The 18,957-nt window shown below is 66.9% G+C and carries 18 protein-coding genes; 13 read left to right on the forward strand and 5 right to left on the reverse strand.

Annotated elements, in window-relative coordinates; all coding sequences use genetic code 11:
* Positions 1 to 15: 15 nt before the first annotated feature.
* Positions 16 to 603 (reverse strand): hypothetical protein, encoded by a 588-nt coding sequence (locus tag ACODSC_RS09170; protein ID WP_488813596.1) that lies wholly within the window; start codon positions 601 to 603, stop codon positions 16 to 18.
* 222 nt (positions 604 to 825) lie between these two features.
* On the opposite strand from ACODSC_RS09170, the gene sdhC reads away from it, so the two are divergent.
* The 9 genes from sdhC to ACODSC_RS09215 all read left to right on the forward strand — a co-directional run bounded on the left by sdhC (position 826) and on the right by ACODSC_RS09215 (position 11,025).
* Positions 826 to 1,290: a succinate dehydrogenase, cytochrome b556 subunit gene (gene sdhC, locus ACODSC_RS09175; RefSeq protein WP_488813597.1), complete on the forward strand. Its 465-nt coding sequence runs from the start codon at positions 826 to 828 to the stop codon at positions 1,288 to 1,290.
* Positions 1,287 to 1,691 (forward strand): succinate dehydrogenase, hydrophobic membrane anchor protein, encoded by a 405-nt coding sequence (gene sdhD / locus ACODSC_RS09180; protein WP_476695491.1) that lies wholly within the window; start codon positions 1,287 to 1,289, stop codon positions 1,689 to 1,691. Before sdhC ends, sdhD begins: the two co-directional genes overlap by 4 nt.
* 7 nt (positions 1,692 to 1,698) lie before the next feature.
* Positions 1,699 to 3,483 (forward strand): succinate dehydrogenase flavoprotein subunit, encoded by a 1,785-nt coding sequence (sdhA, locus tag ACODSC_RS09185; protein ID WP_488813598.1) that lies wholly within the window; start codon positions 1,699 to 1,701, stop codon positions 3,481 to 3,483.
* Position 3,484: 1 nt separating this feature from the next.
* On the forward strand, positions 3,485 to 4,279 hold the full coding sequence (locus ACODSC_RS09190) for a succinate dehydrogenase iron-sulfur subunit (protein WP_488813599.1): 795 nt from the start codon (positions 3,485 to 3,487) through the stop codon (positions 4,277 to 4,279).
* Positions 4,280 to 4,332: 53 nt separating this feature from the next.
* The gene (locus ACODSC_RS09195) at positions 4,333 to 4,653 is read left to right on the forward strand and encodes a 2Fe-2S iron-sulfur cluster-binding protein (protein WP_488813600.1); all 321 of its coding nucleotides are present in this window, start codon (positions 4,333 to 4,335) and stop codon (positions 4,651 to 4,653) included.
* Between the two features lie 141 nt (positions 4,654 to 4,794).
* Positions 4,795 to 5,592 (forward strand): potassium channel family protein, encoded by a 798-nt coding sequence (locus ACODSC_RS09200; protein WP_488813601.1) that lies wholly within the window; start codon positions 4,795 to 4,797, stop codon positions 5,590 to 5,592.
* An 83-nt stretch (positions 5,593 to 5,675) separates the two neighbouring features.
* Positions 5,676 to 7,856 carry a prolyl oligopeptidase family serine peptidase gene (locus tag ACODSC_RS09205; protein ID WP_488813602.1) on the forward strand — a complete coding sequence of 727 codons (2,181 nt, stop codon included), beginning with the start codon at positions 5,676 to 5,678 and terminating at the stop codon, positions 7,854 to 7,856.
* A gap of 142 nt (positions 7,857 to 7,998) precedes the next feature.
* A complete protein-coding gene (locus ACODSC_RS09210) occupies positions 7,999 to 10,200 on the forward strand; it encodes a prolyl oligopeptidase family serine peptidase (RefSeq protein WP_488813603.1) in 2,202 nt (733 codons plus the stop codon).
* A 69-nt stretch (positions 10,201 to 10,269) separates the two neighbouring features.
* Positions 10,270 to 11,025, forward strand: coding sequence for a DUF1223 domain-containing protein (locus ACODSC_RS09215; protein ID WP_488813604.1), 756 nt, complete (start codon positions 10,270 to 10,272; stop codon positions 11,023 to 11,025).
* A gap of 46 nt (positions 11,026 to 11,071) precedes the next feature.
* Here the strand turns inward: ACODSC_RS09215 and ACODSC_RS09220 are convergent, their stop codons facing one another.
* Positions 11,072 to 12,148, reverse strand: coding sequence for a phosphotransferase family protein (locus tag ACODSC_RS09220; protein WP_488813605.1), 1,077 nt, complete (start codon positions 12,146 to 12,148; stop codon positions 11,072 to 11,074).
* A 44-nt stretch (positions 12,149 to 12,192) separates the two neighbouring features.
* Entirely contained in the window at positions 12,193 to 13,713 is a 1,521-nt protein-coding gene (glpK, locus tag ACODSC_RS09225) for a glycerol kinase GlpK (RefSeq protein WP_488813606.1), read from the reverse strand.
* 57 nt (positions 13,714 to 13,770) lie between these two features.
* Here glpK and ACODSC_RS09230 point away from each other — a divergent pair, with 57 nt between their 5' ends.
* The 3 genes from ACODSC_RS09230 to ACODSC_RS09240 all read left to right on the forward strand — a co-directional run bounded on the left by ACODSC_RS09230 (position 13,771) and on the right by ACODSC_RS09240 (position 16,689).
* Positions 13,771 to 14,754, forward strand: a complete 984-nt coding sequence (locus ACODSC_RS09230) for a threonine ammonia-lyase (RefSeq protein WP_488813607.1) — start codon at positions 13,771 to 13,773, stop codon at positions 14,752 to 14,754.
* Between the two features lie 59 nt (positions 14,755 to 14,813).
* On the forward strand, positions 14,814 to 15,269 hold the full coding sequence (locus ACODSC_RS09235) for a MaoC family dehydratase (RefSeq protein ID WP_488813608.1): 456 nt from the start codon (positions 14,814 to 14,816) through the stop codon (positions 15,267 to 15,269).
* 265 nt (positions 15,270 to 15,534) lie between these two features.
* On the forward strand, positions 15,535 to 16,689 hold the full coding sequence (locus tag ACODSC_RS09240) for an OmpA family protein (protein WP_488813609.1): 1,155 nt from the start codon (positions 15,535 to 15,537) through the stop codon (positions 16,687 to 16,689).
* A 143-nt stretch (positions 16,690 to 16,832) separates the two neighbouring features.
* Here the strand turns inward: ACODSC_RS09240 and ACODSC_RS09245 are convergent, their stop codons facing one another.
* Together ACODSC_RS09245 and ACODSC_RS09250 are read right to left on the reverse strand one after the other, a co-directional pair.
* Positions 16,833 to 17,003 (reverse strand): hypothetical protein, encoded by a 171-nt coding sequence (locus ACODSC_RS09245; RefSeq protein WP_488813610.1) that lies wholly within the window; start codon positions 17,001 to 17,003, stop codon positions 16,833 to 16,835.
* 138 nt (positions 17,004 to 17,141) lie between these two features.
* Positions 17,142 to 17,816 (reverse strand): YiaD family glycine zipper/OmpA-like lipoprotein, encoded by a 675-nt coding sequence (locus ACODSC_RS09250; protein WP_488813611.1) that lies wholly within the window; start codon positions 17,814 to 17,816, stop codon positions 17,142 to 17,144.
* A gap of 226 nt (positions 17,817 to 18,042) precedes the next feature.
* On the opposite strand from ACODSC_RS09250, the gene ACODSC_RS09255 reads away from it, so the two are divergent.
* Entirely contained in the window at positions 18,043 to 18,954 is a 912-nt protein-coding gene (locus ACODSC_RS09255; RefSeq protein WP_488814053.1) for an isopenicillin N synthase family dioxygenase, read from the forward strand.
* Positions 18,955 to 18,957: the final 3 nt, after the last annotated feature.

Raw genomic sequence — 18,957 nt, forward strand, 5'->3', positions numbered from 1 at the left:
TTCCGGGGTGGGCGCCTAGCCCGCGTGCGACACCGTCACCGGACGGGCGCGGCCGCCCTGCACCAGTTCGCCGGTCCAGCCCCGGGCGGCCGGGTGAAGACGCAGTTCGCCGCCGCCGAGCGGGATGATCACCGTCTGGCCCACCGTGGAGGCCGGGCCGGCGGCGCCGCTGTCGGCCATGGCCGCTGGGGCGTCGAGCCGGCGCCAGGCGCCCTCGACCCGGCGGCCCTCGCCGCGATCCGTCAGGGCCAGGGATAGCAGAAGTTCGCCGTCGGCGGCGGCGACATGCCAGCGGCCGTCCAGGGGGCCCATGCTGCGGTCGGTGTCGATCTCGGCCTGGGCCACGCCCTGGTCATAGGCGATCTCGGCGTCGCCTGGATTGACCTCGTAGCTGCCGACATAGGCGTCGACGACGACGGGGGCGGTCAGGGGCGGGCGGTGGAGATCGACGCCGGCGTCGCCCTGGGCCTCGATCTGGACCCGTTCGCGTCCGAAATCCGAAGGCGGTTCGAACGGGCGGATCTCCGGCGACTGATAGGTTTCGGGGGTCGCGTCACGCAGACCTTGGGTGGGAATGGCGGGGTCGGAACCGAGGACGGTCATCAAGGCGAACCAGATCATTGGCCAACCCTGCCAAAGACCGCCCCGCGGCGCCTAGTGCAGAATGGCCATGCGCGAAAACGTGATTCCGCGTGATGCAACCCTTCACAAAGCAACAATCGGCCGATGTTGGCCCCTGTGCGTTGACACCGCCCGCTCAGGGTCACAAAAGCCTTCGCAACCGCACACGGCGATTGAATTCATTCGCTTTTGAGAACCATTCGCATGACTCAGCCCAGCCCGACGCCGGGTGGCGCCGCTAGCGACCGGACCGGTCGCTTCGTCACCCAACCGAACGGTCACATCGCGCCGCTTTCGCCCCACATGCAGGTCTGGCGCTGGCACGTCACCATGACGGCCTCGATCCTGTTTCGGGCCACAATCATCGCCGCCACCGTCGGCGTCCTGTTCTTCGTGGCCTGGCTGGGCGCCCTGGCGTTCGGGCCGGACGCCTATCAGACGGCGCTGGCCGTCGCGGGCTCGCCGCTGGGTCTGCTGGTCGGTTTCGGCCTGACGGTGGTGCTGTTCTCCTTCATCCTGAACGGCGCGCGTCACACCTACAACGACACCGGCAACGGGCTGACCCTCAAGTCCGCCACCCTGCTGTCGAACATCGCGGTGTGGGTGCCGGTCCCGCTGGCCGTGCTGTTCTGGGTCGTCCTGTTCGCCGTCGGGAGGGTTTCGCTGTGAGCGGCGCCGCCAAGTTCAAGAACAACGTCAAGGTTTCCGAGCGCCACGGCGCCGGCGAATGGCTGATCGAGCGGGTTCTGCTGGTCGCCCTGATCCCGCTGGGCCTGTGGGTCGCCTCGACCGGCTTCACCCTGGCGGGCGCCGGCTATGACGCCGTGCTGGCCTGGTTCGCCAATCCGCTGAACGCGGGCCTGCTGGCCATCACCGTCGTGGTGTTCTTCGGCTATGTCAGCCTGGCCTGGAAAGTGATCCTTGAAGACTATGTGCCCAGCGCCGGAACGCGCGGCGCGCTGGTGGGCCTGCTGAACATCGTCTTCCTCGTGCTGGCCGCCGCCAGCGTCTTCTTCATCGTGCGGCTGGCGCTGGGTTCGGCGCCGCTGCCCGCTGGTTTCGGAGCCTGATTAGCTGATGGCCGCTTACGAACTGATCGATCACGAATACGACGTCGTCGTCGTCGGCGCCGGGGGCTCCGGCCTTCGCGCCGCGCTCGGCGCCGCCCAGCAGGGGCTGAAGGTCGCCTGCGTGACCAAGGTCTTCCCCACACGAAGCCACACCGTCGCGGCCCAGGGCGGCATCTCCGCCTCGCTGGGCAATATGGGCGAGGACAGCTGGCAGTGGCACATGTACGACACCGTCAAGGGGTCGGACTGGCTGGGCGACCAGGACTCGATCGAATATCTGGTCCGTAACGCGCCCAAGGCCGTCTATGAGCTGGAACACTGGGGCGTGCCCTTCTCGCGCACCGAGGAAGGCAAGATCTATCAGCGCGCCTTCGGCGGCATGACCCGCAACTTCGGCGAAGGCCCGGTGCAGCGCACCTGCGCCGCCGCCGACCGCACCGGCCACGCCATCCTGCACACCCTGTACGGCCAGTCGGTGCGTCGCGAGGTGAAGTTCTTCGTCGAATATTTCGCGCTCGACCTGATCATGCAGGACGGAACCTGCACCGGGGTGACGGCGCTTCAGCTCGACAACGGCCAGCTTCACCAGTTCCGCGCCAAGATGGTGGTGCTGGCGACCGGTGGATACGGCCGCGCCTATTTCAGCGCCACCTCGGCCCACACCTGCACCGGCGACGGCAACGCCATGGTGCTGCGCGCCGGCCTGCCTTTGCAGGACATGGAGTTCGTCCAGTTCCACCCGACCGGCATCTACGGCGCCGGCTGCCTGATCACCGAGGGCGCGCGGGGCGAGGGCGGATACCTGACCAATTCGGAAGGCGAGCGCTTCATGGAGCGCTATGCGCCGACCGTGAAGGACCTGGCGCCGCGCGACATGGTTTCGCGCTCCATGACAATCGAGATCCGTGAAGGTCGCGGCGTGGGTCCGAACAAGGACCACATCTTCCTGCACCTGGACCACCTGGATCCCAAGATCCTGCATCAGCGCCTGCCGGGCATTTCCGAAAGCGCCAAGATCTTCGCCGGCGTGGACGTGACCAAGGAGCCGATCCCGGTCCTGCCGACCGTCCACTACAACATGGGCGGCATCCCCACGAACTATCACGGGGAAGTCCTGACGCTGCGCGACGGCAATCCCGACAGCGTGGTGCCCGGCCTGATGGCTGTGGGCGAGGCGGCCTGCGTCTCGGTGCACGGCGCCAACCGCCTGGGCTCCAACTCCCTGACCGACCTGGTGGTGTTCGGCCGCGCCGTGGGTCTGCGCTGCGGCGAGGTGGTGGACAAGGCGTCCGCCGTGCCGTCCGCCTCCAAGACCCAGACCGACGCCCACCTGGCCCGCCTGGACCGCTTCCGCTTCGCCGACGGCTCCACCCCGACCGCCGAGCTGCGCCTGTCGATGCAGCGCGCGATGCAGGCCGACGCGGCGGTGTTCCGCACCGGCGAGACCCTGCAACAGGGCACCGACAAGCTGCGCGCCATCGAGGCGGCCGGCGCCGACATCAAGACCACCGATCGCGGTCTGATCTGGAACACGGATCTGATGGAGACGCTGGAGTACGACAACCTGATCGCCCAGGCGATGGTCACCATCGAGGGCGGTCTGAACCGCACGGAATCGCGCGGCGCCCACGCCCGCGAGGACTATCCCGACCGCGACGACGTCAACTGGATGAAGCACACCCTGGCGTGGAAACGTCCGGGCGAGCAGGTCCAGATCGATTATCGTCCGGTCCACAACTACACCATGTCCGACGACATCGCGTATATCGAACCGAAGGCGCGGGTTTACTAAGATGGTCCAGCTTACTCTCCCCAGAGGCTCCAAGCCGACGACCGGCAAGGTCCACAAGGCCGCGCCCGGCTCCAAGGACGTCAAGACCTACAAGGTCTATCGCTACGACCCGGAAACCGACGCCGATCCGCGCTGGGACACCTATGAGGTGCCGACCGGCGATCATGGCCCGATGCTGCTGGACGCCTTGATTCATATCAAGAACACCATCGATCCGACACTGTCGTTCCGGCGCTCGTGCCGCGAGGGGATCTGCGGCTCGTGCTCGATGAACATCGACGGGCGCAACGCCCTGGCCTGCACCAAGGGCTGGGACGAGTGCGCCTCGCACAACATCACCATCGCCCCCCTGCCCCACCAGCCGGTGGTCAAGGACCTGGTGACGGACCTGAGCCTGTTCTACGCCCAGTACGATAGCATCCAGCCCTATCTCCAGTCGGACGAGCCGGACCCGGAGAAGGAACGGCTGCAGACCCCGGCCGAGCGCGAGAAGCTGGACGGCCTGTACGAGTGCATCCTGTGCGCCTGCTGCTCCACCTCCTGCCCCAGCTACTGGTGGAACCAGGAGGAATACCTCGGCCCGGCGGCCCTGCTGCAATCCTATCGCTGGATCGCCGACAGCCGCGACGACGCCACGGACAAGCGTCTGGACGACCTGGAAGACCCGTTCAAACTGTACCGCTGCCACACCATCATGAACTGCGCCCAGGTCTGCCCCAAGGGCCTGAACCCGGCCAAGGCCATCGCCGAGACCAAGAAGCTGATGGTCGCGCCGAGCCGCAAGAAGGCGGCCTGAGTATCCGGCGCCGGGGGCCTTGCCTCCGGCACCGCCTCGTTTAAGAGCGGCGCATGGCCAGCATCACCTATATCGAGCATGACGGAACCGAGCACGTCGTCGACGTGAAGCCGGGGCTGAGCGTCATGGAAGGCGCGATCCGCAACAATGTGCCGGGCATCGACGCGGACTGCGGCGGGGCCTGCGCCTGCGCGACCTGCCATGTCTATGTCGACGAAGCCTGGCGAGAGGCGACGGGCAAGCCCTCGGCCATGGAAGAGTCGATGCTGGACTTCGCCGAAGAGGTCGAGCCGAACAGCCGCCTGTCGTGTCAGATCCGGGTGTCGGACGCGCTGGAAGGGTTGGTGGTGCGCCTGCCCGAGAACCAGCACTAGAAGCAGGATGTCGATGCGCCGCAGGCGCCGCGCCCCTTTTCGAGAACGCGAGGACCGCTAAGCGTTGGACACAAGCGGCGGCGCGCTGTTGAGTGGCGATCGACATCCAAGGTCTGACGGTCGGGCGAGCGGAACACCGATTTGGCTGAGCGTGAAATCGAATCCCGACAGGACGGCCTGCGCCTGCGGGCGCGGCTGCGCTATCTGTATCACGGCTCCCAGCCCCCGGCGGTCCGCTTTCGCCTGACGGTCATCGTCATCGACCTCGCCATCATCGGCTTCTTCCTGGCCGCGCCGATCCTGAAGAACATGGGTTGGGCCTTCTATGCGCTGGACTATCTGATCGCGACTGTCCTGACGCTGGATCTCGCCGCCCGCGCCTATGCCTATGCCGATATCAAGGACTGGCTGAAACGCCCCATCGTCTGGGTCGATCTGTTCGTCCTGGCGACCCTGCTGTTCCCGGCCTGGCTGTTCAATCTCGGCTTCCTGCGGATGTTGAGGCTTTGGACCCTGCTGAATTCGGACTTCTTCTGGCGCACCATCGGGGCTCGATTCGACGATACGCGGGTCGAAGGGATCGCGCGCGCCCTGGCCAACCTCGTCACCTTCGTCTTCGTGGCGACGGGCTTCGTCTACGCGACCTTCCGGGGTCACGACGGCATCGCCGGCTATGTGGATGCGCTGTATTTCACCGTGGCGACCCTGACGACGACCGGCTTCGGCGACGTGACCCTGCCGGGGCCATGGGGGCGACTGCTATCTATCGCCGTCATGCTGGTCGGCATCACCCTGTTCCTGCGTCTCGCCCAGGCCCTGATCAAGCCGCACAAGGTGCGCTATCCGTGCGAGCGCTGCGGCCTGCAGACGCACGATCAGGACGCCGTCCACTGCAAGGCCTGCGGCAATCTGCTCTGCATCCCTGACGAAGGATCATGACAAAGCCGTAAAGTTCGGGCGGCGCGCTTGCCGCCCTAGGTGTCGCCGCTAAGGTGCCGCCCTCGCTTTCGGGGACTGTCCAGATGATCCGTGCTTCCGCCGTCGCGCTCGCGACGCTTCTCGCCTCCACCAGCCTGACTTCGGTATCCATGGCCCAAACCCCTGCGTCTTCTCCTGCTTCCTCTCCCGCTTCGGGCGGCTTCGCCACCAGCGATGCGACCGATCCCTATCTGTGGCTGGAAGAGGTCGAGGGCGAGCGGGCGATGGAATGGGTCAAGGCCCACAACGAACGCACCTTCGCCGTGCTGCAGGGCGATCCGCGCTACGAGCCGCTGCATCAGCAGGCGCTGGAGATCGTTCAGGCTCAGGACCGCATCCCCTCGCCCGGCTTCACCCACGACGGCCATATCGACAACTTCTGGCAGGACGCCCAGCACGTCCGCGGCCTCTGGCGGCGCACGACCCTGGACAGCTATCGCACCGAGGCGCCGCAGTGGGAGACCATCCTCGATTTCGACGCCTTGTCGGCGGCCGAAGAGGCCAACTGGGTCTACAAGGGCGCGACCTGCCTGCCGCCCGAGGAGCGCTACTGCCTGATCAGCCTGTCGAACGGCGGCAAGGACGCGGTGACCCTGCGCGAGTTCGACACGGTCGAGCGCAAGTTCGTCGAAGGCGGCATCGTCATGCCGGAATCCAAGGGCGGGGCGGCCTGGATCGACCGCGACACCCTGCTGGTCTCACGCGACTTCGGCCCCGGCACCCTGACCGATTCCGGTTATCCGATGGTGGTCAAGCGGATGAAGCGCGGCCAGAGCCTGGATCAGGCCGAGACCCTGTTCACGGGCAAGCCCAGCGACGTCGCCGTGTCCGGCTATACGCTGCGTGACGCCGACGGGGTGGTGAAGGCGACCCTGATCAACCGTTCGGTGGACTTCTATTCGTCCGAGACCTGGCGGCTGACCGACGACGGGGCACTGACCCAGCTTCAGCTGCCGGCCAAGTCCGACATCACCGGCCTGGTGGACGGCCGGCTGCTGGTGTCGCTGAAACAGGACTGGACCGCGCCGTCGGGCCAGGACTTCAAGACCGGCGACCTGATCGCCTGGCCGCTGGAGGCCTGGCTGGCCGATCAGGCGACCCCGGCCCAGCTGGTGCTGCGTCCGACCGAGCGTCAGGCGATCGAGGGCGTCAACGTCACGCGCAACCGGCTGGTCGTGGCCCTCTATGACAATGTGCGCGGTTCGGTGCGGGTCTATACCCCCGGTGACGGCGAGTGGGCGCACAGGACGCTGGACCTACCGCAGAACGTCTCGGTCGGCATCGGCTCTGCCTCCGAGAAGGACGACAAGGTCTTCGTCAGCGTCACCGGCTATCTGAACCCGTCCAGCCTGTGGCTGGCCGATGCGGCGACCGGGGCGGTGGATCAGGTCAAGTCCATGCCGGCCAAGTTCGACGCGACTGGCATGACAGTGGACCAGCACGAGGCCCGCTCGGCCGACGGCACGATGATCCCCTATTTCGTGGTCCATAAGGCGGACATGCCGCTGGACGGCTCCAACCCGACGCTGCTGTACGGCTATGGCGGGTTCGAAAGCTCGCTGCTGCCGGGCTATTCGGCGACAGTCGGCAAGCTGTGGCTGGAGCGCGGCGGGGTCTATGTCATCGCCAATACGCGCGGCGGCGGCGAGTTCGGCCCGCGCTGGCACGAGGCGGCGTTGCAACAGAACCGCCAGCGCGCACACGACGATTTCCAGGCCGTGGCCCTGGACCTGACCCAGCGCAACATCACCAGCCAGCCCAAGTTGGGCATCATGGGCGGCTCGCAAGGCGGCCTGTTCATGGGGGCGATGCTGACCCAGCGGCCGGACCTGATCAACGCCGCCGTCATCCAGGTGCCCTTGTTCGACATGCTGCGCTTCCACAAGCTGCTGGCCGGCGCCTCGTGGATCGGCGAATACGGCAATCCCGACATTCCCGAACAGCGCGCCTGGATCGAGCAATATTCGCCGTATCAGAACCTGCGCGCCGGCCAGCCCTATCCGGAAGTCTTCATCCACACCTCGACCAAGGACGACCGCGTCCATCCGGGCCATGCCAGGAAGGCGGCGGCGCGCCTGGAAGAGCTGGGCTATCCGGTTCTGTTCTACGAGAACGTCGATGGCGGCCATGCGGCCGGGGCGAACCTGCGTGAGACCGCGCGCCGCCTGGCGCTGGAATACACCTATCTGTCGCGCCGCCTGATGGACACGCCGGCGCAGGAATAGAGCCTATAATCTTCCCCCTCGGGGGGGAACCGCGAAGTGGTAGAGGGCTAACCCGCGCACCCTGTCGGGTTCCCAGCCCCTCCACCGCCTGCGGCGGTCCCCCTTCCCCGATGGGGGGAGGACCAAATTTGCGGAGTTTTGAATGCGTCACCTGATCCTGTCCGCCGCCATACCGGCCCTTCTGATGGGGGCCTGTGCGAGCACGCCGAACATGGACGAATATTTCGCCCCCAGACCCGCCGTATCAGATGCGCGCCCGCCCCACTTCCCCCGCGACCTGACCCCCGCCGGCGTCGCGGCGGCGGACGATCACCTGGCGCTGGAGCAGGTGGACGGGGCCGAGGCCACGGCCTTCGTCGCCGAGGAGAACCGCAAATCCCTCGCCGCCCTGACCGGCGACCCGCGCTACGAGACCTTCCGCGCCGAAGCCGAAGCCATCCTCACCGCCACCGACCGCATCCCCACGCCCAGTTTCCTGGGCGACGGGGTCGGCAACTTCTGGCAGGACGCGACCAATCCCAAGGGCGTCTGGCGCCGCACGACGCTGGACAGCTACCGCACCGCCACGCCCCAGTGGGAGACCCTGCTGGACATCGACGCCCTGTCCAAGGCCGAAGGCAAGGACTGGGTGTTCAAGGGCGCCGACTGCCTGGCGCCCGACGAGACCCGCTGCCTGATCAGTCTGTCCGACGGCGGCAAGGACGCGGTGGTCGTGCGCGAGTTCGACCTGACGACGAAACGTTTTGTCGATGGCGGCTTCAACCTGTCCGAGGGCAAGCACCGCATCGAATGGCTGGACCGCGACACATTGCTGGTCGCCACCGACTTCGGCGCCGGGACGATGACGGAGTCCGGCTATCCCTTCATCGTCAAGACGCTGAAGCGTGGCCAGATTCTGGCCCAGGCGACCGAGGTCTATCGGGGCGAACAGGGCGACGGCGGCTACGGCGTCAGCCCGGCCGTCTATCGCGACAAGGACGGCAAGGTCACGGCGGTGATCATCACCCGCCCGCTGGACACCTTCCGATCGGAGACTTGGAACCTCGGTTATGACGGCAAGGCGCAAAAGTTGAACCTGCCGGAACGCGTCGGGATCTCCGGCGTGATCGACGGTCGTCTGGTCTTCTCGCCGGAGCAGGCCTGGAGCTTCAATGGTCAGGATTACGCGGCCGGCTCGCTGTTGGCCCTGCCCCTGGCGGTGCTAGGCGAAACCCGTCTGGACATGATGATCGGACGTGACAGCGCTATTGTTTTCCAGCCCACCGCGCGCCAGGCTCTGCAGGGCGTGGCCGTCCTGTCAGACACCATCATCGCCGCCATCACCGACAATGTCGCCGGGCGCCTGATGCAATTTCGCCCCGGTCAGGGTTGGACCGCGTCGTCGATCGCTGTGCCTGACAACCTCGCCGTGGGTCTGGGCGACTCGTCCAAGTCGCGCGGTGAAGTCTTCGTCTCGACCCAGGGCTTCCTGGTTCCGCCGACCCTCAGCCTGGCCGATGCTGACGCCGCGACCCTGACCAAGTTGAAGTCGGCGCCGGCCAAGTTCGACGGATCACGCGACGTGACCGAACAATACGAGGCCACCTCGACCGACGGGACCAAGATCCCCTATTTCATCACCCGCCCGCGCGACATGAAGCTGGACGGGTCGAACCCGACGATCATGCTCGGCTACGGCGGATTCCAGGTCAGCCTGAACCCGGCCTACAAGCCCGAGATGGGCAAGCTGTGGCTGGAGCGGGGCGGGGTCTTCGTCCAGGCCAACATCCGTGGTGGTGGCGAGTTCGGTCCCGATTGGCACCAGGCGGCGCTGGACGGCAACCGCCAGCGCGCCTTCGACGATTTCGCCGCCGTGGCGCGCGATCTGGAACAGCGCGGGGTCACCAGCCCGCGATACCTGGGCATCTATGGTCGCTCGAACGGCGGGGTGCTGACCAGCGTCTCCATCACCCAGCATCCGGAACTGTTCAACGCGGCGGTGATCGAAAGCCCACTGATCGACATGCTGCGCTATCACGAGCTGCCGGCTGGCGCCTCGTGGATCGGCGAATACGGCGACCCGCGCATCCCGGAAGAGGCGGCCTGGATCGCCAAATATTCCGCCTATCAGCAGCTGCGGCCCGACGTGGACTATCCGCGCGTCTACATCACCACCAACACCCGCGACGACCGGGTCCATCCCGGCCATGCGAGGAAGTTCGCCGCGCGTCTGGGCGATCAGGGCCACGACCATCTCTATTACGAGGACACCGCCGGCGGTCACTCCAACGACGCCGACCCGGTGGCCAACGCCCGGCGCTGGGCGCGCCACTATGTCTATCTGTCGCAGCAGTTGATGGACTGACGGACGTCGCCGCAGGGTTCACGTGAATATGAGGCGCGGGCGGGCGCGGCGAGGGCTAAGACCATCGGCATGAAAAGCTGGGTTTGGGTCATAGCGGCGACGGCCATGGTGAGCGGCCTTCTGTCCGCCGCCTCGGTCGCGCAGCCGTCGGGGGAACGCCCGCATGCCGCGCGTCGTCCCTTCGCGGACGCCGGCCCGCCGGTGGTGATCGAACTGTTCACGGCCCAGGGCTGCGGCGGTTGCGTCGAAGCTAATGCGGCGGTGGAACGGGCGGCGGCCGAGCCGGGCGTCATCGCCCTGACCTACGGCGTCGACTACTGGGACTATCTGGGCTGGACCGACACCTTCGCGCGTCCCGCCTTCGCCCAGCGCCAGCGCGCTTATCGCGCCGCTCTGCGCCAGCGCGGCGTCTCGACGCCCCAGGTGGTGATCGACGGTCGCCGGCAGGTGTCCGGCGCGCGCGGGCTGGAGCTGGAGACCGCCATCGTCGAGGAGGCGGGCCGCCAGGTCTGGCCGCCCGAGATCGAGTTCCGCGAGACCGGCGACCAGGTCGGCGTTGGTTCGGGCCGACCACCAGCCGGCGGCGCCGAGGTGCTGGCCGTCACCTATACGCCCGGCCCCCAGGTGGTTGCGGTCGAACGCGGCGAAAACCGGGGTCAGACCGTGCGTCACATGAACGTGGTGCGCGACATCGTCCGCCTGGGCGAATGGCGTGGCAGCCCCATGCTGTTCGACCTGCCTCGGACGCCCGACGACGAGGCCGTGGTTGTGATGATCCAGGGCAAGGCCGACCGCCGTATCCTGGGTGCGGCGGTCAGGGACTGACGGCGGTCGCTTCTGCGCCGTCTCCTCTTTGTCCTTCGACGGCGGGCTAGGCCCCCGCCTTCTTCGCAAAGCCCCAGGCCGCGTCGCTGAGCGGGCCGACCTGGGCGGCCATGGTTTTGGCGTGGGCGCTGGCGGCGGTGCCGTCGCGGACGCGGCCGCCGATGCCCTGGCAGATGGCCGCTAGCCGGAACAGGTTATAGGCGTAGAGCCAGTCGAGATTGGCGGGCCGCATTCCGGTCGCCGCCGCGTAACGCTCGACCGTCTCCTCGACCGACGGAATGCCGAGCGCCTCCAGATCGGCCCCAGCCAGGCCGTTGCGCAATGAGGCCGGAATGGCCCAGGCGATCAGCAGATAGGAGAAGTCGGCCATCGGATCGCCCAGGGTGGACAGCTCCCAATCCAGCACGGCGCGAACCTGCGCCGCATCAGGTGCCAGGATCATGTTGTCCAGGCGGAAGTCGCCGTGGACGATGCGGCTGGGGCCCTCGGGCGGCAGGCTTTCGGGCAGGAAGGCGATCAGCCGGTCCATGGCCGCGATCGGCTCGATCTCGGACGCCCGGTACTGTTTGGTCCAGCGGCCCACCTGACGCGCGAAATAGTTTCCGGCCTTGCCGTAGTCGGCCAGGCCGATGGCCTCGGGATCGAAGGCGTGCAGCCGGGCCAGGGTGTCGGTCTGCGCCTCATAGACCGCCCGGCGTTCCTGGGGCGTCAGGCCGGGCAGCTTCAGGTCCCAGAAGATGCGGCCCTCGACCTTGTCCATCACATAGAAGATCGAGCCGATCACGGCCTCGTCCATGCACAGGGCGTGGGGCCGGGCGACAGGAAACCCTTGTGCGGCGAGGGCGGAGATGACCTGATATTCGCGGTCCACCGCATGAGCGCTGGGCAACAAGACGCCGGGCGGCTTTCGGCGCAGCACATAGGCGGCGCCCGGCGTGTTCAGCTCATAGGTCGGGTTCGACTGGCCGCCCTTGAACTGGCGCACCGTCAGCGGCCCGGCGTAACCCGCTACATTCGCCGTCATCCACGCGTCCAGGGCCCCTTCGTCCAGTCGATAGCGGGGATCGACGTCGCGCGTGCCGGAAAAGGCGGTCTGGGGATCGAGGGCGGAGGCGTCGGTCATGGGCGCGCGAAAGTCCTTGGTCGTTTCCTGGCCGGCGGCGTCCCTCAGTGCGTGTTGGGGGCGTGGGCCGACGCTGCGATGATGGCGGCCTTCACCGCCCGACGCCAGCCGGAAAGCAAGCGCTCGCGCTCGGCCCCGTCCATGCGCGGCTTCCAGCAGGCCGGCGCCTCGGCGGGCCGGGCCTCAAGGTCGGGTAGCAGGCCGACGCCCAGCGCCGCGAGCCGCGCGGCCCCCAGCGCCGTCATCTCCTGGAAGGCGGGGCGTTCGACCTCGACCTCGCAGATGTCGGCGACGAACTGCATGGCGAAACTGTTGGCGGTGACCCCGCCGTCCACCTTCAACGTCGTCAGGGCAGGCGCGCCGTCAGCCGCCAGGGCGTCCAGCAGGTCGCGAGTCTGATAGGCCAGGGCTTCCAGCGCCGCGCGGACGAAGTGAGCAGGCCCGGAATCCCGCGTCAGGCCGACCACAGTTCCCCGCGCCTCCGGCTCCCACCACGGCGCGCCCAGGCCGGTGAAGCCGGGAACCAGATAGACACCGCCGTTGTCGGTCAGGCTCTGGGCCATGGCTTCGGACTGGCGCGATTCCGAGATCAGCCCGACCCCGTCGCGCAGCCACTGGATCGCGGACCCGGCCGAGAAGATCGAACCCTCCAGCGCATAGGCCGATCTGCCCTCAGCCTGATAACCCAGAGTGGCAAGAAGCCGACGGGTCGAGACGACCGGTTCGTCTCCGACATTGGCGACCAGAAAGGCGCCGGTGCCGTAGGTGATCTTGGCGTCACCGGCCGCCAGGGCGCCGTGCCCGACCAGGGCTGCCTGCTGGTCTCCCGCCGAGCCCGCGATCGGCAGGGCGCGGCCGAACAGGCTGGCGTCGCTTTCGCCCATCACGCCAGCGCAGGGAACGATGGCGGGCAGTGCCGCCTGCGGCACCTTGAACATGGCGCAAAGGTCGTCTCGCCACTCCAGCGTCTTCAGGTCCATCAGCGAGGTGCGCGCCGCATTGGTCGCGTCCGTGACGTGGGTTCGCCCCCCGGTCAGGTTCCAGATCAGCCAGGCGTCGATGGTCCCCAGCTTGACCTCGCCTTCTTCCGCCCTCGCTCGTGCGCCCGGAACCGCGTCCAGCAGCCAGGCGAATTTGGTCGCCGAGAAATAGGGATCGAGGATCAGGCCGGTCGCGCCCTGCACCGCCGGCTCGTGACCTTGGGTCGCCAGGCGCGCGGTCACGGCGGCGGTGCGGCGGTCCTGCCAGACGATGGTGCGGTGCAGCGGCTTTCCGGTTTGCGCATCCCAGATCACGGCCGTCTCGCGCTGGTTGGTGATGCCGATGGCGGCGAACCGGCCGATGCCCCCCGCCCTGGACACCACCTCTCGACAGGTCTGAAGCGTCGCGCGCCAGATCTCCGCCGCGTCGTGCTCGACCCAGCCCGAATGCGGGAAATGCTGGGCCAGTTCGATCTGGCTTACGGCCACGGGGCGTGGGTCCGCGCCCGCCTCGCCCGCTGCGACCTCAAAGGCGACGGCCCGCGTCGATGTGGTGCCCTGGTCGATGGCGAGGATCAGGTTCATGCATTTGTCTCCCTGCGGCGCCTTGGGCGAAGCCTGCGGTCCGGTCTAAGGGAGCATATGACTACGCACCTGCCCAGCTATGAAGGCGTCGTCGACGCCGCCCGCCGCATCGACGGCGTCGCCGTCCGCACACCCCTGATCGAGCATCCGGCCCTGAACGCGGTGGTCGGCGGACGCGTGCTGATGAAGGCGGAGAACCTTCAGCGCGCCGGGGCCTTCAAGTTTCGCGGGGCCTACAACCGCATCAGCCGGCTGAGTGAGGCGGAAAGGTCGCGCGGCGTCGTCGCCTTTTCGTCCGGCAACCACGCCCAGGGGGTGGCTGCGGCGGCGGCTCTGATCGGGACGCCGGCGCTGATCGTCATGCCCTCGGACTCGCCCCGGGTGAAGGTCGAGGGCGTGATCGGCTTCGGCGGCGAGGTGCGACTGTACGATCGATGGACCGAAAGCCGCGAGACGATCGGGGCCGCTGTCGCCGCAGAGCGCGGCGCCGTTCTGGTCCCGCCTTTTGACGATCCGTACATCATCGAAGGGCAGGGGACGGTCGCGCTGGAGATGCTGGACCAAGCGGATGCGCCGTTCGATCAACTGTTGTGCGGCGCCTCGGGCGGGGGGCTGCTGGCCGGGATCAATCTGGTCATGGCGGAGCGTAGTCCGGCGACGAAGGTTATGGTGGTCGAGCCTGAAGCGTTCGACGACACGGCGCGGTCGCTGGCGGCAGGCGAACGGGTGGGGCATCCGCAAGGGTCGCCTTCGATCTGCGACGCCCTGATGGCGCCGATGCCCGGCGTGCTGACCTGGCCCATCAACCGCCGCCTGGCCGGCGCCGTGACGGTGTCGGACGCCGAGGTCGCCGAGGCGGTCCGCTTCGCCTTCCGCCATTTAAAGCTGGTCATCGAGCCCGGCGGTGCGGTGTCGCTGGCGGCCTTGCTGTCCGGCAAGTTGCAAACGAAGGGGCTGACCACCGCGATCATCCTGTCAGGCGGCAACGTCGATTCCGTCCTCTTCGGCGAGATTATCGAGGGGCGTTTCGAGCGCGGTTAGGGCTTTTCATCGTCCGATCGGTCGGCCAACCTGGCGCCAGGACAAGGCAGGAGGATGCGATGGCCAAGGCCGGTGAACTGCAGGATCTGATCGGCCGTGAGGTCGGAGTGTCCGGATGGCTCGACGTGACGCAGGCGCGCATCGACGCCTTCGCCGACTGCACCGAGGACCGCCAGTTCATCCACGTCGATCCCGAGGCGGCCAGGGCGACACCCTTTGGCGGAACCATCGCGCACGGTTTTCTGACGCTGAGCCTCGCCTCGGCCATGAGCTATGACGCCGTCGCGCCGCTGCATGGTGTGGTGATGGGGGTCAACTACGGCTTCGACAAGGTGCGGTTCATTGCGCCCGTCCCAGCCGGATCACGGGTGCGCGGGCGGTTCACGCTGTTGTCCGCCGAGGACAAGGGCGGTGGGCGATGGCTGTTGAAGCATGAACTGACCGTAGAGATCGACGGCGCCGACAAGCCGGCCTTGATCGCGGAATGGCTCGGGATGCAGATTTTGGCGGACTGATCCCTCACGCCAATGCCGAAGGCCGCGACGCCATGACCACTCCGACGGGTGGGTCAGCACGTCGTTCGATTGTGACGCCGAAGTGGCGATGGGTTAAGAAAACGTCGCTAAAATCGGAATTTAACCTGTAGCATCAACGTCACGGTGCCGGGTCAAGCGCCTGTATCTGTCACGTTTCCGCCTCGACCTTCCTGAACGACGCTGGTAAGACGGCCACAGGCGGTAGACCCGCCCTTACTACAACTGAGGCGGAGGGCTACCCCCTATGCGTATGAAGACTATCGTGCTGGCCTCCAGCGCAGCGGCCGCCTTGGCGCTGTCCGCTGGTGCTGCGTCGGCGGAACCCAATGGCTGGTATGGCGCCGTCGATGCGGGATGGCATGTCATCGACGACATCAACGTCGAGTCAGTCCGTACCGGTTTCAATCATGTCTATGACATGAACGACGGAGCGGCGTTTTTCGGACGTGTGGGCTATCGCCTGAACCCTAACTGGCGTTTCGAACTCGAAGGTGGTTATCGATCCAACGATATCGGCACGGTGCGTGAGCCAAATGGCGGCCCCGGCGGCGTCTGCAATGCCGATCCCGCGACGGGACCGTGCTACTCGCCCGGCGGTGATTTCGATTCCGTCACCGTGATGGCTAACGCCATTTACGATTTCGGTATGGAATACTATGGCGTACGGCCATTCGTTGGCGTCGGCGTGGGTATAAACCACGTCAAGACCGAAGTTGGCGGTTACCTGCGTAACTCGCGCAGCGACGTGTTCGTGGCCGACGATGACTATACCGATTTCGCCGCTCAGGCGATTGCCGGCCTGGCGTGGGCGGTAACCGATCGAGCGAATATTGACCTGACTTACCGTTACTTGACTGGCGACACATCCTTGCAGACGACGTCGTCTGCGGATGCGTACACGTCTCGTTGGGACGGCGACTACGATCAGTCGCACACCGTGACCCTGGGTCTGCGCTACAGCTTCGGTGCGGAAGAGATGGCTCCCCCGCCGCCTCCCCCGCCGCCTCCGCCGCCGCCGCCTCCCCCGCCGCCTCCGCCGCCTCCGCCGGCCCCGGCCGCGCCGGTCGCTCGTCAGTTCGTGGTCTACTTCGACTGGGATCGCTCGGACCTGACGGCGGAAGCCCGTTCGGTGGTCACCCAGGCCGCCAACTACGCCAAGTCGGGCGCTCCGACCCGCGTCCTGATCGTCGGCTACACCGATACCTCGGGTTCTGCCGCCTATAACGTGGGTCTGTCCAACCGTCGTTCGCGCACCGTCGCGGACTCGTTGGTTGCTGCAGGCGTCAACGGCGGCGTCATCGCCCTCGACGGCAAGGGCGAGACCAACCTGGCCAAGCCGACCGCCGACGGTGTGCGCGAACCGCTCAACCGCCGCGCGACCATCGACATCAACTTCTAAGCCTTCCAGAGGATCGGCCCGGCTTGTCCGGGTCGATCTTGGAGGACCTTTTGAGGTTGTCGAAAGACAGAACGCCGCTTCGCAAGGAGGCGGCGTTTTTCTTTGGTCTGCGGGAAAAATGAGCTGAGCCGAAGGCGGCGCCCTTATTCGGCGACGCGGACCAACAGGGGGTCGTTATCGACAGGCGCAGCCGGCGGATGGCGGAGAACCGCCTGGCCGGCGCCGATGACGAGCGTGGCGGTCCCCAGAGCGCAGATTACGGCGACGACAGCCAGCTTCAGGCTGTGTGCGAACTCACGATCTTCAGGCGTCACCGTACACCCCCGGTTTCGATGTCCTCCCGCACAACCATGGTGCGTGAATCGGCGCAAGTCACGAACAGGGTGATCAGACGACAAAAGGGGCGACGCCTCGCGACGCCGCCCCTCCGATCATCGATACTAAGAGCTTGATCAGCCGGTGAAGGGTCGGATCAGGATTTCGACGCGACGGTTCTGGGCCTTGCCTTCCGGAGTGGCGTTGGAGGCCACCGGATTGCGCGCGCTTTCGCCGGCGACATAGAGGCGCTGGGCGATGACGCCGCGACGGACCAGTTCGGAGGCCACGCTGCTGGCGCGACGTTCGGACAGAGGCTGATTGATCGCGTCGCCGCCCGACGAGTCGGTGTGGCCGATGACGTCCACCGTTGATTGGTCATACTGCTGCAGCACGCGCGCCACGTCGTCCAGCACCGGCAGGAAGCGCGGATCGATCGACGACTGGTTGGTGGCGAAGGTCACGTCAGACGGCATGCGCAGGACCAGGTTGTCGCCTTGACGCGCGACACCGACGCCCGAACCGGACAGTTCGGCCTCCATGGCGCGTTGCTGGCGGTCCATGTACTGGCCGACGGCGGCGCCGCCCAGGGCGCCGACGCCGGCGCCGATCAGGGCGTTCTTGCGGCCCTGTTCGCCGTTCGAGGTGTTGGTCAGATAGCCGAGCAGGGCGCCGCCCAGCGCGCCGGCGATGGCGCCGGTCCCGGTGTTGTTGCGCACGGGTCCCGAGCGATAGGGGTCGGTGGTGGTGCAGGCGGCGGCGCCCAGCAGGGCGGCGATAGAAACACCGGCGACGAGGATCTTGGCGCGCATGGGATGTCTTCCTTAATTGCGGTTTGGGCTGAAACGTCGGCTTACTGTGAAGGTTCCAATCTGTATGGGGGCTGAACGGGATACCGGCGCGCGTTCTTCCGACGACTGACAAGGCTGCGGATTAGGCGTATGGGAACCGCCGCACATTCCCAGACCGAGGACGCAGCCCGTGAGCTCGACCCTGAACGCCGCCCCTCCCGCCGACCGCGCCATCATCCCAGTGTCGATGACCGCCTATGACGCCGACTTTCAGGCATTCAGCGACGCCCTGGGCGCCTCCTTCTCTCGCTACGGCTTCGCGGTGGTCGCCGATCACGGGCTGGACGAGGCGAGGATCGCCGCCGCTGTCGACGACGCCAAGGCCTTCTTCGCCCTGCCGGAGGAGGTAAAGCGCCAGTATCATCAGCCCGGCACGGGCGGCGCGCGGGGCCTGACGCCGTTCGGTGTCGAGGCGGCCAAGGACGCTGCGACGGTGGACCTGAAGGAGTTCTGGCACGTTGGTCGCGAACTGCCGGAAGGGCACCCCTATCGCCGCTTCATGCGCGACAACCTCTGGCCTACCGAGGTCGAAGGCTTTCGCACCCACCTCTACGGCATGTTCGAGGATCTCGACGCCCTGGGCCGCAAGATCCTGCGCGCCATCGCCCGCTATCTGAAGCTGGGCGACGACTTCTTCGAGGACAAGGTCGAGATGGGCAACAGCGTGCTGCGCATGCTGCACTATCCGCCGGTGCCGGCTGATGCGCCAGGCGTGCGGGCCGGCGCCCACGAGGACATCAACGTCATCACCCTGCTGCTGGGCGCCGAGGAGGCGGGCCTGCAACTGAAGGAAAAGGACGGCAGCTGGCTGGACATCGCGCCGCCGCCCGGCGCCCTGGTCGTCAACATCGGCGACATGCTGCAGCGGCTGACCAACCACGTCCTGCCATCGACGACCCACCGCGTGGTCAACCCGGCGCCTGAACGTCGCGGCTTCGCCCGCTACTCGACGCCCTTCTTCCTGCACTTCAACCCGGACTTCCCGATCGAGACCCTGCTCAGCGCCATTACGCCGGACAATCCCGACCGCTATGCCGGCAAGACCATCCTGGCCGAAGACTATCTGACCGAACGCCTGCGCGAAATCCGCCTGCTCTGAGGC

It is taken from the genome of Brevundimonas sp. FG128 (genome assembly GCF_057809775.1).